Genomic DNA, 14016 nt, shown 5'->3' with positions numbered 1-14016 from the left:
CAAGAAAGCCAGCTGCTAATCCGACTACCGGGTAGAACGCAGGGCTGATCACCGCCCCTTCCACTGGCCTTCGCGCTTCTCGATAAAGGCTTCCATGCCTTCCTTTTTGTCCTCGCTCGCGGTGAGGATCTGGAAGATGCGGCGTTCGACGATCAGCCCTTGATCTAGCGTCATTTCGAAGGCCGAATTGACCATTTCCTTGTTTGCGATCACGGCCATCGGCGGCATCGACGCGATGGTCTTGGCAGTCTTGAGCGCTTCCTCGATCAGGCTGTCGTGCGGCACGACGCGCGCGACCAGATTGCTGCGCTCGGCTTCTTCGGCGTCCATCATCCGGCCGGTGAGGCACATTTCCATCGATTTCGACTTACCGATCGCGCGGGTGAGCCGCTGCGATCCGCCCATCCCGGGCGCAACGCCCAGCTTGATCTCGGGCTGGCCGAACTTGGCGTTTTCCGAAGCGATGATGAAATCGGCCATCATGGCGAGCTCGCACCCACCGCCCAGCGCAAAGCCGTTCACGGCGGCGATCCACGGCTTGCGGGTCTTCTTCACGATCTCGCTGGTCCAGGGCGAAAAGAAATCATCGAGGTAGAAATCGGCCGCCGCCTTGTCGGCCATTTCCTTGATGTCCGCGCCTGCGGCAAAGGCCTTGTCGCCCGATCCGGTCAATACGGCGCACAGCTGGCTGTCATCGGCCTGATAGGCAGCGAAGGCGTCGATCAGTTCGGCCAAGACGGTCGAATTGAGCGCATTGAGCGCCTTGGGGCGGTTGAGCGTGATCAGCGTGACCGCGTCATGCTGTTCGACGGTGATGGTTTCGTAGCTCATAGAGGCTTCCATTCTTCGTTCTCGGGCAGCGGGGCGAAAATGCTGTCGATCAGCTCTTCGCTCACGCCTTCTGGTGTTGCGGGATCCCACTTCGGATCATTGGTCTTGTCGGTGATGACAGCGCGCACGCCCTCGGCGAAATCGGGCCGGGTCAGCACGCGCGAGGCGATGCGGTATTCCATCCGCATATTGTCGGCGAAATCGTCGAGCTCGGCGCTTTCCGCCAGCTGGCGCAGCGCAACCTTACAGGTCTGCGGGCTCTTGGTGCCGAGCGTGTCGCGCTCTTTCGCGGCCCAATCGGAGTCGTCGGCTTCAAGCGAGGCGAGGATGTCCTCATAGCGATCCGAAGCGAAGTGCTTGATGATCTTGTCGGCATTACCCTCGATCCGCGCGTCCGGCGGCGTAATCGACAATTCGGACAGCATGCCGCCGATCCGGTCCGGGTTTTTCGCAATCCGCGCCTTGGCTTCGGCGAGTTTCTCCGACGGCAGGTAATGCGTCGCCAGGCCGGCCCACAGGCATTCCGCCCCGTCGAGCCGCGCACCTGTAAGCGCGAGGAATTGGCCGAGCCGCCCGCCGAGGCGCGAGAGATACCAGCCGCCGCCGACATCGGGGAACAGTCCAATACCCGTTTCCGGCATGGCGAACCGGGTGTTTTCGGTTGCGACGCGATAGCGGCACGGCTGCGAAATCCCCACGCCGCCGCCCATCGTGATCCCGTCCATGAAGGCGACGGTCGGCTTGCCATAGGTGAACAGCTGGTGGTTGAGCTGGTACTCGTCGTGGAAGAACTTGCGGCCAGAGATGCCGCCGTCATTCAACGCCGAATCGCGCAGGAAGGCGATATCGCCGCCCGCGCAGAACCCGCGTCCTTCGCTATGATCGATGATGACCGCTTGCACCGCATCGTCATCGGCCCATTTGCTCAGCGCCGCGCTCATCGCGTGGCACATCGGGAGGGTCAGCGCGTGCAGCGCCTTGGGCCGGTTAAGCGAGATATGACCCGCCGCGCCGTGCGTGTGGATGTTCACTTCGTCTGTCATTGGCGCAGCAAGTCCCTGCCTACGATCATTCGCATAACCTGATTGGTCCCTTCGAGGATCGAGTGGACCCTAAGGTCGCGCCAGAAGCGCTCGATCGGATATTCCTTGAGGTAGCCATAGCCGCCGAACAGCTGCAGTGCATTGTTGACGACGTTGGAGCCGCTATCGGTTGCCAGCCGCTTGGCCATGGCGGAAAAGCGGCTCTTGTCGGGCGCGTTCTCGGTCACCTTGCAGGCGGCAAGGTAGAGCAGGGCGCGCGCAGCCTCCAACTCAGTCGCCATATCGGCGAGCATGAATTGCGTGTTCTGGAAATCGGCTACCGGTTGGCCGAACTGCTGGCGCTCCTTGGTGTATTTCACCGCTTCGTCGAGGCAGCGCTGCGCTCCGCCGAGCGAACAGGCACCGATATTGAGCCGCCCGCCATCGAGCCCGGCCATGGCGAAGCGGAATCCGTCGCCTTCTGCACCGACCCGGTTGGCGACAGGCACGCGGCAATCCTCGAATATCAGCTGCGCGGTGGGCGAGGCGTTCCAGCCGAGCTTTTTCTCCGGCTTGCCGAAGCTCAGCCCAGGCGTGTCTTTCTCGACGACAAGGCAGGAGATGCCCTTGGACTTGTGCTCGCCGGTACGCACCATAACGACATAGATGTCGTTGAAACCGCTGCCAGAGATGAACTGCTTGGTACCGTTGAGGACGTAGTGATCGCCATCCAGAACGGCGCTGGTCTTCAGCCCTGCCGCGTCCGAACCCGATCCCGGCTCGGTCAAGGCGTAGCTGGCAATATTTTCCATTGTGACAAGCTTGGGCAGGAAGCGCTGCTTCACCTCGTCGCCGCCGAACCGATCTATCATCCAGGCCGACATGTTGTGGATCGAGATGTAAGCGCTGGTGGCGGGACATCCATAGGCCATGGCTTCCATGATCAGCGCCGCCTCAAGCCGGCCCAGATTTATTCCGCCGGATTCTTCGGAGACGTAGATCGCGCCGAAGCCGAGCTCGCCGGTCTGCTGGATCACCTCGCGCGGGAAGTGATGTTGCTCGTCCCATTCGGCGGCATGCGGAGTGATGTTGTCCGCGGTAAAGCGCTGCGCCATTTCCTGGATCGCAAGCTGGTCGTCGGTCAGTGCAAATTGGTTGGTCATGGATTTCCCATAATCGCTTCGGCTTCCACTTCAACTTTCCATTCTTTGCGGCACAGCCATGAGACGCCGACCATGGTGGCCGCCGGGCGCGCCTTGCCGAAGAAACGGGCTTGCACAGCGCCAACTGCGGCCTGGTCATCGAAATCGGTCAGGAACATGCGCACACGTACGACATCTGCCGCGCTGCCGCCCAGTTCTTCGATCGCGTGCTGGATCAGGGTAAAGCAGCGCTCTGCCTGCGCGGTGACATCGCCGGACGTGCTCGAGCCGTCGTCTTCAATCGGGCCTGTGCCTGCGACAATAATGCGATTTCCCACGCGTATGGCGCGCGAAAAGCCGAACTCCTCCTCGAACGGAGAGCCGGAAGAGGCATGCTCGCGAGTCATCAGCCGCAGGTAATCGCAGTGATTTTCATGTCGCGATCATAGCGCACATTCAACCGGTCCTGCCGGTAGTCCATCGTCCAGGCGCTGTCCGGCGGGCCCCAGCGCAAACTGCGAGCACCCGATAGCTCAAGCAAGATAGCGCCTGACTGCTGTGACGCAGTATGGCCGATATGGTCTTGCAGCGCGGAGGCATCGCATGTCGCACCATCGCCAACCGGACGGCGTTCCGGCTCATCCGGCGCTGCATCTGCGGCATATGTCATGCACGCTCCAAGTGGTGCGGCAAGGCAAAGTGCAATCAATCGCATCAAGACTATCCCATGGTTGGAATGACAAAAGCATTCGACCCATCGCCGCCGCCGTCGGGCCAGCGCTGGGTGATCTTCTTGTTCTTGGTCCAGAAACGCAGACCTTCCATACCGTACTGATCGATGTCGCCAAAGCCGGAGCGCTTCCAGCCGCCGAAGCTGTGGTAGCTGACCGGTACGGGGATCGGCACGTTGATACCCACCATGCCGACATTCACCCGGTGCGCGAATTCACGCGCGGCATGGCCGTTGCGCGTGAAGATCGCGACACCGTTGCCATACTGGTGTTCGCTCGGCAGGCGCAGCGCGTCTTCGAAGTTCTTTGCCCGCACGATTTGCAGAACGGGTCCGAAGATCTCCTCCTGGTAGCTCTTCATCTGCGGTGTGACGTGGTCGATCAGCGTCGGCCCGACGAAGAAGCCCTTCTCGTGGCCCTGCAGGCTGAAGCCGCGACCGTCGATCACGATCTCGCCGCCTTCTTCTTCTGCGGTGGTGATCCATTGCTCGACCCGCGCCTTGTGCTCGGGCGTGACGACGGGGCCGTAGTGCGCATCGGGATCATTCGATACGCCGACGCGCAGGCCGTTGATCGCCGGGATCAGCTTTTCCTTGAGGTTCTCGGCCGTGTCCTCGCCCACGGGAACCACGACAGGCAGCGCCATGCAGCGCTCGCCCGCCGAACCGAAAGCGGCTCCGGCAAGATCGTTCACCACCTGGTCGAGATCGGCATCTGGCATCACGATGCCGTGGTTCTTCGCGCCGCCGAAGGCCTGCACGCGTTTCGCATTCTCCGTCCCGCGCGAGTAGATATATTGCGCGATATCGCTCGAACCGACGAAGCTGATAGCCGGGATATCGGGGTGATCGAGGATCGCATCGACCATTTCCTTGTCGCCGTGGACGACTTGCAGTAGCCCTTCAGGAGCGCCCGCTTCGAGGAACAATTCGGCGAGGCGCACCGGTACCGATGGATCGCGTTCCGATGGCTTAAGGATGAAAGCGTTGCCCGCAGCGGTCGCCATGCCGAACATCCACATCGGGATCATCGCGGGGAAGTTGAACGGAGTGATGCCCGCCCCGATGCCGAGCGGCTGGCGCATCGAATAGACATCGATGCCTGGCCCTGCGCCCTGCGTATATTCACCCTTGAGTACCTGAGGGATACCGCACGCAAATTCGATGACTTCGAGCCCGCGCTGCACATCGCCCTTGGCATCGTCGATCACCTTGCCGTGTTCGGAAGACAGCAGTTCGGCAAGCTCCTGCATGTTCGCTTCGATCAGCTGCTTGAACGCGAACATTACGCGGGCCCGTTTTTGCGGGTTGGTGGCCGCCCATTCGGGCTGGACCTTCTTCGCGGTTTCGACCGCGCGGTCGAGCAAGGCTGCATCGCCCAGCGGCACTTCGGCCTGTACCTCGCCGGTCGATGGGTTCCATACTTGGTGCATGCGGCCACTTGAGCCGCCTGCGCCGCCAACAACAAAATGATCAACTGTGCGCATTATTATTTCTCTCGGTGATTTCAAACTTGTTTGGCCGACCTCTAGCGCATGGAATCGCCCCGCTACAACTAGCGGATTTCCGACTCTCTTGCAGTCGGTTCCGAATTGACGCGCCAGCAGTCATGCGGCACATGCCCGCAGCCCCATTCGGGGTCACCCATGCGGGTGTAGCTCAATGGTAGAGCAGCAGCTTCCCAAGCTGACGACGAGGGTTCGATTCCCTTCACCCGCTCCAGATTGCAATCGCGTTCAGCCGAGGCAAGGGACCAGACCGAAAATGAGCAATGGCCCCGGCGATACCAGCACTGACACGCTTCTAGGCGCATTCAAGGGCCAGCGGCCGCCGGCCGAGCCTTGGTTCACCGATGCGATAGCAAATGCGCCCGAACGCTCGCGTTTTGCCGTCGAAGGCGCGCAGATCGAGCTGCTGACATGGGGTCAGCGCGGGAAACCGGGCCTGCTGTTCCTGCACGGCAATGCCGCACATGCCGACTGGTGGAGTTTCATCGCGCCGCTGTTTGCAGAGGACTATCGCTGCGCCGCGATTTCATGGTCGGGGATGGGCGGATCGGATTGGCGCGAAGAATATCGCATACCCTTGTTTGCCGGGGAGGCGCTGAGCGCCATCGAAGTGGCGTGCCTGGCGGAATCGGGCGAGCCGCCCGTGATTGTCGCGCATTCATTCGGCGGGTTTCCTTCGCTCTACATCGCCAGTGAGCATCCCGAGGCAATTGGCGGTGCGATCCTGATCGATTCAGCCTCAGCCACCCATGGCAAGAAGGGGCCTCCGCCCAAACTGGTCAACCGCAGCCGCGATCACCGGGTTTACCCTGAATTGGCCGAAGCGCTTACCCGGTTTCGTTTCATGCCGGAACAAGCCAGCGGCGACCGCGCAATCATTGATTGGATTGCCCGGGGTTCGCTGAAACACTTCGAGCAAAAAGAAGGCGCGACCGGATGGTCGTGGCGTTTCGATCCGCGATTCTGGCAGAAGTTCGATCGCAACGCGATCATGAGCGACGATCTGAGCCCCAAGGTCCCGCTCGGAATAATCTACGGCGCGGATTCGGCACTATTCCCGAAAGGCGTCGATCAGGACGTGATCGATGGATATCCCGATTGCCGCTTCGTCACCGAGATCGCCGATGCTCATCATCACATCATGGCCGACCAGCCGTTGGTACTGGTTGAGGAAATCCGCAAGGGGCTAGAAAAGCTGCGCTAGCCGGCGAGGCTCGCCATATCGATCACGAAGCGATACTTCACATCGCTCGCTTCCATGCGTTCGAACGCGTGATTGACGTCCTGCATATTCACCATTTCGATCTCCGGCACGACACCCTTCTCGGCACAGAAATCGAGCATCTCCTGCGTTTCGGCGATCCCGCCAACCCCGCTTCCCGTGAGGATCCGGCGGCGGATGAAATCGATCGAATGCATTTCGGGCAGCATGTCGATCACGCCGACCAGTACCTGCACTCCGTCGAGACGTAGCAGGCGGAAGAAGGGCGCGACATCATGCCGGACAGGGATGGTGTTGAGGACCAAGTCGAAATAGCCGTTCCTGGCTTTCATCGCCCCCTTGTCGCTTGAATTCAGGAATTCATGCGCGCCCAGCAACTGGGCATCGCCGCGCTTGTCTTCGCTGCGGCTGATGACGGTGACCTCGGCCCCCATCGCTGCAGCGAACTTCACTCCCATATGGCCCAGGCCGCCGAGCCCGATTACCGCGACCTTGCTGCCGGGCCCGACTTTCCAAGTTCGCAAGGGTGAGTAGGTGGTGATCCCGGCGCAGAGCAGCGGCGCAGCATGCTCCATCGATAGTGCTTCGGGCACTTTGAGGACGAATTCCTCGCGGCACACTATCCGCTGGGAATAGCCACCCTGCGTCATCGATCCGTCGTGCCGATCCTTGCCGCCATAGGCGCCGGTGCTGCCTTCGAGGCAGAACTGCTCCAGATCGGCGTCGCAGGATTTGCATGACATGCAGGAATCCACCGTGGTGCCCACGGCAACGCGGTCGCCTACCTTGTGCTGAGTCACTGCCTCGCCGACCGCCGCGACCGTCCCAGCAATCTCGTGGCCCGGCACCAGCGGGTAGCGCGCATTGCCCCAGTCGTTGCGCGTGGCATGCAGGTCCGAGTGGCAGATCCCGCAATGCGAAATCTCGATCAAAACATCGTTGTCGCGCAAGCCTCGCCTCACGATGTCCATCGGCACGACCCCGCTGTCGGTTGCAGTCGCGCCATAGGCCTTAGTGGGGTATTCGTTGGTCGTTGTGTGATCGGACATGGAAAATCCTTGCGCGCGCGTGCGGGAAGTCGAGCTTACTTCGGCGGCATCCGGATGGCGCCGTCGAGGCGGAACTGGTGCCCGTTGATGTAGGTGTTGCGTGCGATCTCAAGGATCAGCGAGGCAAACTCTTCGGGTTCACCAAGGCGCTTGGGGAATGGGACAGAGGCATTGAGCTGCGCCCACATCGCCGGGTTGCGATCCTTCATGCCGAGCATCAGCGGCGTGGCGAAGATACCGGGCATGACCGAATTGATCCTGATGCCGACATCCATCAGGTCGCGCGCCATCGGCAGTACGAGCCCGTTCACGCCCGATTTGCAGCTGCCGTAGATGACCTGGCCGATCTGGCCGTCCTGCGCGGCGACCGAAGCGGTCAGCGTAATCGCACCGCGCTCGCCATCGTCATTGAGGGGTTCGGCATTGGCCATGCCCAGCGCGCTGATCGAGGCGATCCGGTAGCTGGCAACCAGAATTCCTTGTGCGCCGAACTCGTAATGCTCGGTCGGCAAGCGCTTGTAGCAATTGTTTTCCTTGTCCCATCCCAGCGTCTTGCCGCGCTGGCTGGCCATGGCGCAGTGCACGGTGACACGTTCCTGGCCATTGGCCTCGCGGGCGGCTGCAAACCCGTCCTGGGCCGATTGCTCGTCCATGATGTCAACATGATGGAAGGTGCCGCCGATGGCCTTGGCATGCTCTTCGCCCGCCTCGTCATTGATATCGAAGATCGCTACCTTCAGCCCGGCATCGCTGAGCGCCTGCGCGCTTGCCCGCCCCAGGCCGGAGGCTCCGCCTGTAACCACCGCCGCCAATCCACTTTCGAGTTTCATTCGCTCATTCCCTCCTGCTATGCCATCAACCTGCAACGTGGCGCGCGCAGGTGCCACTGACCAATTCACGAGGAGTAGACACGGGTCGTGCACTTACCAAATCAAAATCGTCGGCAATTCCTGGCTGCAACCGGCAGTGCGATGGCCGCGCTTGTGGCAAGCGGATGCTCGGTCCGCGAGGTGGCCGATGCTTCCGTGACCAACGGAGTAGGCTACGGTCCACTGACCCCCGATCCGGCGGGACTAGTCGATCTGCCTCATGGGTTTTCTTACCGCGTCATCTCGAAGCTGGGCGATGCGATGAATGATGGTGGCACAGTTCCGGATGCCGCTGATGGCATGGGTTGTTTCGATCTCGGTAATGGCAAGTTGGCCCTGGTGCGCAATCATGAGCTTATCCTGACACAGGGCAGCGGCGGCGAGATTGCAAAAGGTTTCGGCAGGTGGAACGGTAGATTCGTTCCTGGAGGAACTACCAGCATAATTCTCGACGCAAAAACACTCGAGGTGGAGCACCAGTTCCGCTCGCTCGGGGGCACGATCCGCAATTGTGCGGGCGGTACGACTCCATGGGGCAGCTGGCTCACTTGCGAGGAAGCGGTGACCGGTCCGGGCCAGCGCTATGGCGACGGGCTCGATCGCAACCATGGCTGGGTGTTCGAAGTGCCCGCCGATGCAAGCGAGATAATCGATCCAGTGCCGCTCAAGGCCATGGGGCGCTTCAATCACGAAGCCGCTTGCGTCGATCCGGTCACCGGGATTGTCTACCTGACCGAAGATCGCGACGATTCGCTGCTCTACCGCTTTCTTCCCAATTCGCCTGGTATCCTCGCGGAGGGCGGCAAGCTGCAAGCGCTCGTTCTTGGTGATGTGAAAGACACGCGCAATTGGGACTCGGTCCAGATCGCTCTCGGCGATCCGCTTACGGGCAGCTGGATCGATATGGACGATGTCGAGGCGCCGGGGGATGATTTGCGCCAGCGCGGCGCGGCGCGCGGGGCGGCAGTTTTCGCCCGCGGCGAGGGCATCTGGATGGGTGACGGAGAACTCTATTTCGCCTGCACCAGCGGCGGTTTGGCGAAACTGGGACAGATTTTCCGGCTCAAGCCGGGACGCGGCGAGCTTAGCGACAAGCTCGAACTGTTCTACGAATCCACCTCTCCAGACCAGTTCAACTATGGAGACAATTTGACCATCGCACCCGATGGCCAGCTTGTGGTCTGCGAAGATCAGTATGGCGCCATAGTGAAGAACTATATTCGCGGCATCACGACCGGCGGCGAGGCGTATCCGATTGCTTTTCTCGACGCCCAGACCGAATGGGCGGGAGCGTGCTTCTCGCCCGACGGCGGAACGCTATTCGTCAACGTATACAGTCCCGCAAAGACGCTCGCGATTACCGGCCCCTGGCAGCATCTGGGCTAGGTAAGGAGTGGCTCTAGCGATCTTTGCCTTTGTCTGCGCGCTGGTCATTGGCCTGTCGGGCAATGCGGCGCGGGTGGTCGAGATCGTGGCCAGCAAGAATGGCGCGGGACTGCCGCTGATTGTTCCCGCATTTGCCGGGCAGGCGGTAATCGCAGGCCTGATGCTGCTCGCCGGGGCAGCGCTGTCGCCAGCGTTGGGGCATGAGCCGATCCGGGTGGCAGTTGCTGCTTTGCTTGCGATCGTCGTGTTTCTCGTCCTCAGACCCTACTCGCTCATCGCCCCGGAGGAACCGACCCGTTCGTCCATCGCTACCGGGATTGTTGTTGCGGCATTTGCCGTGCGTGACGGTTCGGCAATTCTCGCTTTGGCGGTTGGGCTGTTGGCCACACATTACACCTGGCCTGCCGCGGGACTTGCCATGGGGGCGGGTATGGCGATGGCGATTGCCTCAAACGGCGGAGCGAGCAGGTTCGGCACCAATGCCCGCTACCTCGCCGCAATCCTGATGGCAGCCAGCGCGCTCTACATCGGCGCATTCTGGAAATGAGCATGGAAAACCTGACTATCATCGAGCAATCCGACCCCGCAATCGTGGCGGCTTGGCTGGAAGGCATCCTGCGCGAGTCGCTCGCCTCGCGAGAAGGAGAGCTTGCGATCACGGTTCCTGGCGGATCGACGCCGTTCCCGATCATGGAAAAGCTGGCCGTGGCAGATCTCGATTGGTCCAGGATCGCGATCTGGCCGGGCGATGACCGCGTGGTGCCCGAGGCTCATCCAGCGAGCAATACCGGCAAGATCCGCGCAATCTTCGAGCCTGTTGGTGCGAAGATTGCCGAACTGACGGAAGATGCGCTGCCGCCGCATTTTGCATTAGCGTGGCTGGGAATGGGCGGCGATGGACATATCGCGTCGCTTTTTCCCAACACGGATCCGCAAATCGATGATCTGCAAGCGGTGCGCCGGCTGACACCCGATCCCTTGCCGCCGGAAGCTCCGTTCGATCGCATCACGCTGACCATACCGTCGCTATTGGCCAGCGCTTCGGTACTTTTCACCCTAGGCGGAAGCGGAGAGAAGCGGGAAGTTTTCGAGGCGGCTTTACGCGCAGATCACGACCTTCCGGTCGCGCGTTTCCTGGCTGCCGCGAGGCAGCCGGTTACATGTTTCGCCTGATACCGCCTTCACTCCATCGGCTGATCCTTCCTCCGGCCTTCGCGCTGCGGCATTATTGGCGCAAGTTGCGCAAGATCGAGCTGTTCGGTGTCGTCGCGATCCTGCGCGACCAGCAGGATCGCGTGCTGTTCGTGCGCCACAATTACGGACCGCAGGTCTGGTCGATCCCGGGCGGCGGAATGAAGCCTCAGGAGGCGCCTGAGGAGGCGATTGCCCGAGAGGTGCTTGAGGAAGTGGGCTGTTCAATCCTCGGACTGCGCCTCATCGATACGATCAGGAGCGAGCTGTCGGGCTCTCCGCATACGATGTATCTGTTCACCGGAACGATCAATGAGCTGCCAAGGGCCGATAAGAGGGAGCTGAGCGATGCAAGGCTGTTCCCGGCCAGTTCCATGCCAACGCCAATCGGAAAGCAGGCCCAGATGTGCCTTGATCGATGGCGGGAATCGATGCGCCGCGCGCCCTAGAGCAGCGAGAGCTGGGCTTCATCCTTTGGCGGAGCTTTCTCGGCCCCTTCGAGGTTGGAGAGCGTCAGCCCCATCAGGCGGATCGGGAGCGGCAATGGCAGCAGTTCTTCGAGCAATTCACGGCTCATCCGGGCGAACTCCGGCTTGTCCGCGACGTTTCGAGGCAGCGATTTGGCCCGCGTAACCGTCTGGAAATCGGTGTATTTCATCTTGAGCGTGACGGTGCGCCCCTTGGCCTGTGTTTTCTCGATGCTGCCCCAGACGATGTCGATGATGTTATCGAGCGTTTCGCGCAAGGCGGGGCCGGATGAGATGTCGTCCGAGAATGTACGCTCCCCGCCCACTGATTTGCGGATGCGGTTCGCACGCACGCGGCGCAGGTCGATTCCGCGTGCCGCGCGGTAGAGATAATCCGCCGAGCTGCCGAAATGCGCGCGCAGGAAATCGATGTCCTTGGCAGCGAGGTCCGCGCCCGTTTCAATCCCGAGCCTGGCCATCTTCTCGGCTCCCTTGGGACCAACGCCATGGAACCGGCGCACCGGCAGCGTGGCGACGAACTGCGCGCCTTGCCCCGGCTTAATGACACACATGCCGTCCGGCTTGTTCTGGTCGCTGGCGATCTTGGCGAGGAATTTGTTGTAGCTCACCCCGGCGCTTGCGGTGAGCTTGGTCTTGGCCTTGATCTCCTGCCGGATCAGCTCGGCGATGCGCGTGGCTGACCCAATTCCCAGCAGGTCTTCGGTGACATCGAGATAGGCTTCATCGAGGCTCAATGGCTCGACATGCGGTGTATGATGTTTGAAGATCGCGCGGATCGTGCGGCTGGCTTCCTTGTACGCATCGAAGCGGTGACGCACGAAAATCAGGTCGGGGCACAGCCGCCTGGCAGTGACCGAGGGCATGGCGCTGCGCACGCCAAACTTGCGCGCTTCATAGCTTGCAGCAGCCACCACGCCGCGCCCGCCCGATCCGCCGACCGCCACCGGCTTGCCGCGCAACTCGGGATTGTCGCGCTGTTCGACGCTGGCGAAAAAGGCATCCATGTCGACGTGGATGATCTTGCGCAGGCCCGGCTCCTGCTCGGCCATTTCCGCATCGTCTGGTGCCGCATCGTCCATGTGGACACGTTACTAGCGGTTGCCGCGATTCAAAACCTCCAACCCGCAGTGCAGTGATCGGCTGCGCAAAAGAACTAGCTTCCAATCTTTCCCAAGACTCTCCAAGGACCTGCGATGGCCGCAACCGGGACATCAGCGAAACGGCCCTTCGGGGAGACAGAGCTCATCGTGCTCATGGCGTCGCTGATGGCGCTGCAGGCGCTGGGGATCGATTCCATGCTGCCCGCGCTCGGCCACATCGCCGATGACCTGGGCGCGGCAGGCAATGATCGTCAGTATGTCATCAGCTCTTACTTTCTCGGAGCGGGCCTTGGCGCGTTCTTTCCAGGAGCGTTTGCTGACCGTTTCGGACGCCGGCCCGTGCTGTTCATGGGGCTGGTGTCCTATGTGATCCTATCGCTCGCCTGCGCGATGGTCAGCGATTACTGGACGCTCATTGGGTTGCGCATTGCGCAAGGCATCCTTTGCGCAGGGTTGAGCGTAGTGCCGACCGCCATTGTCCGTGACCGTGTGGGCGGAGACAAGATGGCGAAAATGATGAGCCTGATCATCATGATCTTCCTTGCAGTGCCGATCTTTGCACCCGCGATCGGCCAACTGGTGCTGATGGTGGCCGGCTGGCGCGAGATTTTTGTCGTCATGGCGGTACTCGCGGCCGTTGTGGGCGTGTGGACCTGGATCCGGCTGCCCGAATCGCTGGCGGAAGAGAATGTACAGGAGATCGACCCGAGGACGATCCTCAAGAACATGGGCCTCTCGCTCTCCAACCGCGTTTCCTTCGGATATGTCGCGGGCAGCGCGCTGGTGTTCGGTTCGCTCTTCGGCTTTCTTAACTCGAGTCAGCAGCTGATATCCGAGAGCTTTGGGGCGGGTGACTATTTCGCTCTGATCTTCGGCGCATCGGTCTTCGGGATGGTGATCGCCAGCTTCACCAACTCGCGGATTGTCGAGCGGTTCGGCGCGCGCCGGGTCGGCCAGACCGCGCTGATCGGGTTCTTCTTTATCAGTCTCGCACAGCTTTTCTCAGCCGGACCGGAGCAGACGCTGTGGGAATTCGTCCCGCTCCTAGCTCTGTCGATGACCATGCTGGGCTTCGTCGGTTCCAACTTCAGTTCGATAGCGATGCAGCCGTTCCAGTCGATCGCCGGGGCGGCGTCATCCGCGCATATGAGCCTGCGCATGATCACCGGCGCGGTGCTGGGCGGGGCGATCGGGCAGGCCTATGACGGGACCGCAGTACCGCTCGCGATTGCGATGCTGGGGTGTTCGCTCGTGGGCCTCGCGCTGGTGCTCTATAGCGAGCGCGGCAAGCTGTTCCGCCGCCCGAGCGAGGCGCGGCGTTACATGTTGCTCCATGATATCATGCGGCACTGATTCTATGCGCTATCGCTTCGCTACTTGAGCGCGAAACCGGCCCGAAGGGCCGCAAGGCCGACCGGCCGCCCGCAGCGATGCGACCTTTAGGTCGCGTGAGCGAGGAAATCGCACGCCGGATGGCG

The 14016-nt window shown here is 61.4% G+C and carries 15 protein-coding genes and 1 tRNA gene; 7 read left to right on the top strand and 9 right to left on the bottom strand.

Annotated elements, in window-relative coordinates; translation table 11 throughout:
* Positions 1 to 48 precede the first annotated feature (48 nt).
* The 6 genes from ACEWMW_RS02105 to ACEWMW_RS02080 are packed head-to-tail and all read right to left on the bottom strand — an operon-like array spanning position 49 to position 5212.
* Positions 49 to 831 (bottom strand): enoyl-CoA hydratase-related protein, encoded by a 783-nt coding sequence (locus ACEWMW_RS02105; protein WP_409412237.1) that lies wholly within the window; start codon positions 829 to 831, stop codon positions 49 to 51.
* Positions 828 to 1874 (bottom strand): enoyl-CoA hydratase/isomerase family protein, encoded by a 1047-nt coding sequence (locus ACEWMW_RS02100; RefSeq protein ID WP_409412236.1) that lies wholly within the window; start codon positions 1872 to 1874, stop codon positions 828 to 830. Before ACEWMW_RS02100 ends, ACEWMW_RS02105 begins: the two co-directional genes overlap by 4 nt.
* Complete coding sequence (locus ACEWMW_RS02095) at positions 1871 to 3016, bottom strand: acyl-CoA dehydrogenase family protein (RefSeq protein WP_409412235.1); 1146 nt, start codon at positions 3014 to 3016, stop codon at positions 1871 to 1873. The genes ACEWMW_RS02100 and ACEWMW_RS02095 overlap by 4 nt, the downstream gene beginning before the upstream one ends.
* A complete protein-coding gene (locus ACEWMW_RS02090) occupies positions 3013 to 3402 on the bottom strand; it encodes a RidA family protein (RefSeq protein WP_409412234.1) in 390 nt (129 codons plus the stop codon). Before ACEWMW_RS02090 ends, ACEWMW_RS02095 begins: the two co-directional genes overlap by 4 nt.
* Positions 3402 to 3665: an I78 family peptidase inhibitor gene (locus ACEWMW_RS02085; RefSeq protein WP_409412233.1), complete on the bottom strand. Its 264-nt coding sequence runs from the start codon at positions 3663 to 3665 to the stop codon at positions 3402 to 3404. Before ACEWMW_RS02085 ends, ACEWMW_RS02090 begins: the two co-directional genes overlap by 1 nt.
* Before the next feature lie 50 nt (positions 3666 to 3715).
* The gene (locus ACEWMW_RS02080) at positions 3716 to 5212 is read right to left on the bottom strand and encodes a CoA-acylating methylmalonate-semialdehyde dehydrogenase (protein ID WP_409412232.1); all 1497 of its coding nucleotides are present in this window, start codon (positions 5210 to 5212) and stop codon (positions 3716 to 3718) included.
* A gap of 161 nt (positions 5213 to 5373) precedes the next feature.
* On the opposite strand from ACEWMW_RS02080, the gene ACEWMW_RS02075 reads away from it, so the two are divergent.
* A tRNA-Gly gene (locus ACEWMW_RS02075) sits at positions 5374 to 5447 on the top strand.
* A 42-nt stretch (positions 5448 to 5489) separates the two neighbouring features.
* On the top strand, positions 5490 to 6437 hold the full coding sequence (locus ACEWMW_RS02070) for an alpha/beta fold hydrolase (protein WP_409412231.1): 948 nt from the start codon (positions 5490 to 5492) through the stop codon (positions 6435 to 6437).
* On the opposite strand, the gene ACEWMW_RS02065 is transcribed toward ACEWMW_RS02070, so the two are convergent.
* Positions 6434 to 7504 (bottom strand): NAD(P)-dependent alcohol dehydrogenase, encoded by a 1071-nt coding sequence (locus ACEWMW_RS02065; RefSeq protein ID WP_409412230.1) that lies wholly within the window; start codon positions 7502 to 7504, stop codon positions 6434 to 6436. The genes ACEWMW_RS02070 and ACEWMW_RS02065 overlap by 4 nt on opposite strands.
* A gap of 35 nt (positions 7505 to 7539) precedes the next feature.
* Entirely contained in the window at positions 7540 to 8334 is a 795-nt protein-coding gene (locus tag ACEWMW_RS02060) for an SDR family oxidoreductase (RefSeq protein ID WP_409412229.1), read from the bottom strand.
* A gap of 141 nt (positions 8335 to 8475) precedes the next feature.
* Here ACEWMW_RS02060 and ACEWMW_RS02055 point away from each other — a divergent pair, with 141 nt between their 5' ends.
* The 4 genes from ACEWMW_RS02055 to ACEWMW_RS02040 are packed head-to-tail and all read left to right on the top strand — an operon-like array spanning position 8476 to position 11399.
* Complete coding sequence (locus ACEWMW_RS02055) at positions 8476 to 9759, top strand: alkaline phosphatase PhoX (protein WP_409412228.1); 1284 nt, start codon at positions 8476 to 8478, stop codon at positions 9757 to 9759.
* Positions 9760 to 9766: 7 nt separating this feature from the next.
* Positions 9767 to 10306: a hypothetical protein gene (locus ACEWMW_RS02050; protein WP_409412227.1), complete on the top strand. Its 540-nt coding sequence runs from the start codon at positions 9767 to 9769 to the stop codon at positions 10304 to 10306.
* 2 nt (positions 10307 to 10308) lie between these two features.
* The gene (locus ACEWMW_RS02045) at positions 10309 to 10932 is read left to right on the top strand and encodes a 6-phosphogluconolactonase (protein WP_409412226.1); all 624 of its coding nucleotides are present in this window, start codon (positions 10309 to 10311) and stop codon (positions 10930 to 10932) included.
* Positions 10920 to 11399, top strand: coding sequence for an NUDIX hydrolase (locus ACEWMW_RS02040; RefSeq protein ID WP_409412225.1), 480 nt, complete (start codon positions 10920 to 10922; stop codon positions 11397 to 11399). The genes ACEWMW_RS02045 and ACEWMW_RS02040 overlap by 13 nt, the downstream gene beginning before the upstream one ends.
* Here ACEWMW_RS02040 and dinB read toward each other — a convergent pair.
* Positions 11396 to 12517: a DNA polymerase IV gene (gene dinB / locus ACEWMW_RS02035; protein WP_409412224.1), complete on the bottom strand. Its 1122-nt coding sequence runs from the start codon at positions 12515 to 12517 to the stop codon at positions 11396 to 11398. The two genes, ACEWMW_RS02040 and dinB, sit on opposite strands and share 4 nt — an antisense overlap.
* Before the next feature lie 114 nt (positions 12518 to 12631).
* Here dinB and ACEWMW_RS02030 point away from each other — a divergent pair, with 114 nt between their 5' ends.
* On the top strand, positions 12632 to 13891 hold the full coding sequence (locus ACEWMW_RS02030) for a multidrug effflux MFS transporter (RefSeq protein WP_409412223.1): 1260 nt from the start codon (positions 12632 to 12634) through the stop codon (positions 13889 to 13891).
* Positions 13892 to 14016 lie beyond the last annotated feature (125 nt).

It is taken from the genome of Litorerythrobacter xanthomarinus (genome assembly GCF_046254955.1).
In the GTDB taxonomy this organism is placed as follows: Bacteria; Pseudomonadota; Alphaproteobacteria; order Sphingomonadales; family Sphingomonadaceae; genus Qipengyuania_C.
This window is presented reverse-complemented; position numbering and strand designations above follow the sequence as displayed.

What these genes read in the sequence shown, in the direction of transcription:
- ACEWMW_RS02030 (WP_409412223.1), top strand. Translation starts at nt 12,632, where the DNA reads ATGGCCGCAACCGGGACATCAGCGAAACGGCCCTTCGGGGAGACAGAG.
- ACEWMW_RS02085 (WP_409412233.1), bottom strand. Translation starts at nt 3,665, where the DNA reads ATGACATATGCCGCAGATGCAGCGCCGGATGAGCCGGAACGCCGTCCG.
- ACEWMW_RS02105 (WP_409412237.1), bottom strand. Translation starts at nt 831, where the DNA reads ATGAGCTACGAAACCATCACCGTCGAACAGCATGACGCGGTCACGCTG.
- ACEWMW_RS02065 (WP_409412230.1), bottom strand. Translation starts at nt 7,504, where the DNA reads ATGTCCGATCACACAACGACCAACGAATACCCCACTAAGGCCTATGGC.
- ACEWMW_RS02040 (WP_409412225.1), top strand. Translation starts at nt 10,920, where the DNA reads ATGTTTCGCCTGATACCGCCTTCACTCCATCGGCTGATCCTTCCTCCG.
- ACEWMW_RS02095 (WP_409412235.1), bottom strand. Translation starts at nt 3,016, where the DNA reads ATGACCAACCAATTTGCACTGACCGACGACCAGCTTGCGATCCAGGAA.
- ACEWMW_RS02090 (WP_409412234.1), bottom strand. Translation starts at nt 3,402, where the DNA reads ATGACTCGCGAGCATGCCTCTTCCGGCTCTCCGTTCGAGGAGGAGTTC.
- ACEWMW_RS02100 (WP_409412236.1), bottom strand. Translation starts at nt 1,874, where the DNA reads ATGACAGACGAAGTGAACATCCACACGCACGGCGCGGCGGGTCATATC.
- ACEWMW_RS02070 (WP_409412231.1), top strand. Translation starts at nt 5,490, where the DNA reads ATGAGCAATGGCCCCGGCGATACCAGCACTGACACGCTTCTAGGCGCA.
- ACEWMW_RS02055 (WP_409412228.1), top strand. Translation starts at nt 8,476, where the DNA reads ATGGCCGCGCTTGTGGCAAGCGGATGCTCGGTCCGCGAGGTGGCCGAT.
- ACEWMW_RS02080 (WP_409412232.1), bottom strand. Translation starts at nt 5,212, where the DNA reads ATGCGCACAGTTGATCATTTTGTTGTTGGCGGCGCAGGCGGCTCAAGT.
- ACEWMW_RS02045 (WP_409412226.1), top strand. Translation starts at nt 10,309, where the DNA reads ATGGAAAACCTGACTATCATCGAGCAATCCGACCCCGCAATCGTGGCG.
- dinB (WP_409412224.1), bottom strand. Translation starts at nt 12,517, where the DNA reads ATGGACGATGCGGCACCAGACGATGCGGAAATGGCCGAGCAGGAGCCG.
- ACEWMW_RS02060 (WP_409412229.1), bottom strand. Translation starts at nt 8,334, where the DNA reads ATGAAACTCGAAAGTGGATTGGCGGCGGTGGTTACAGGCGGAGCCTCC.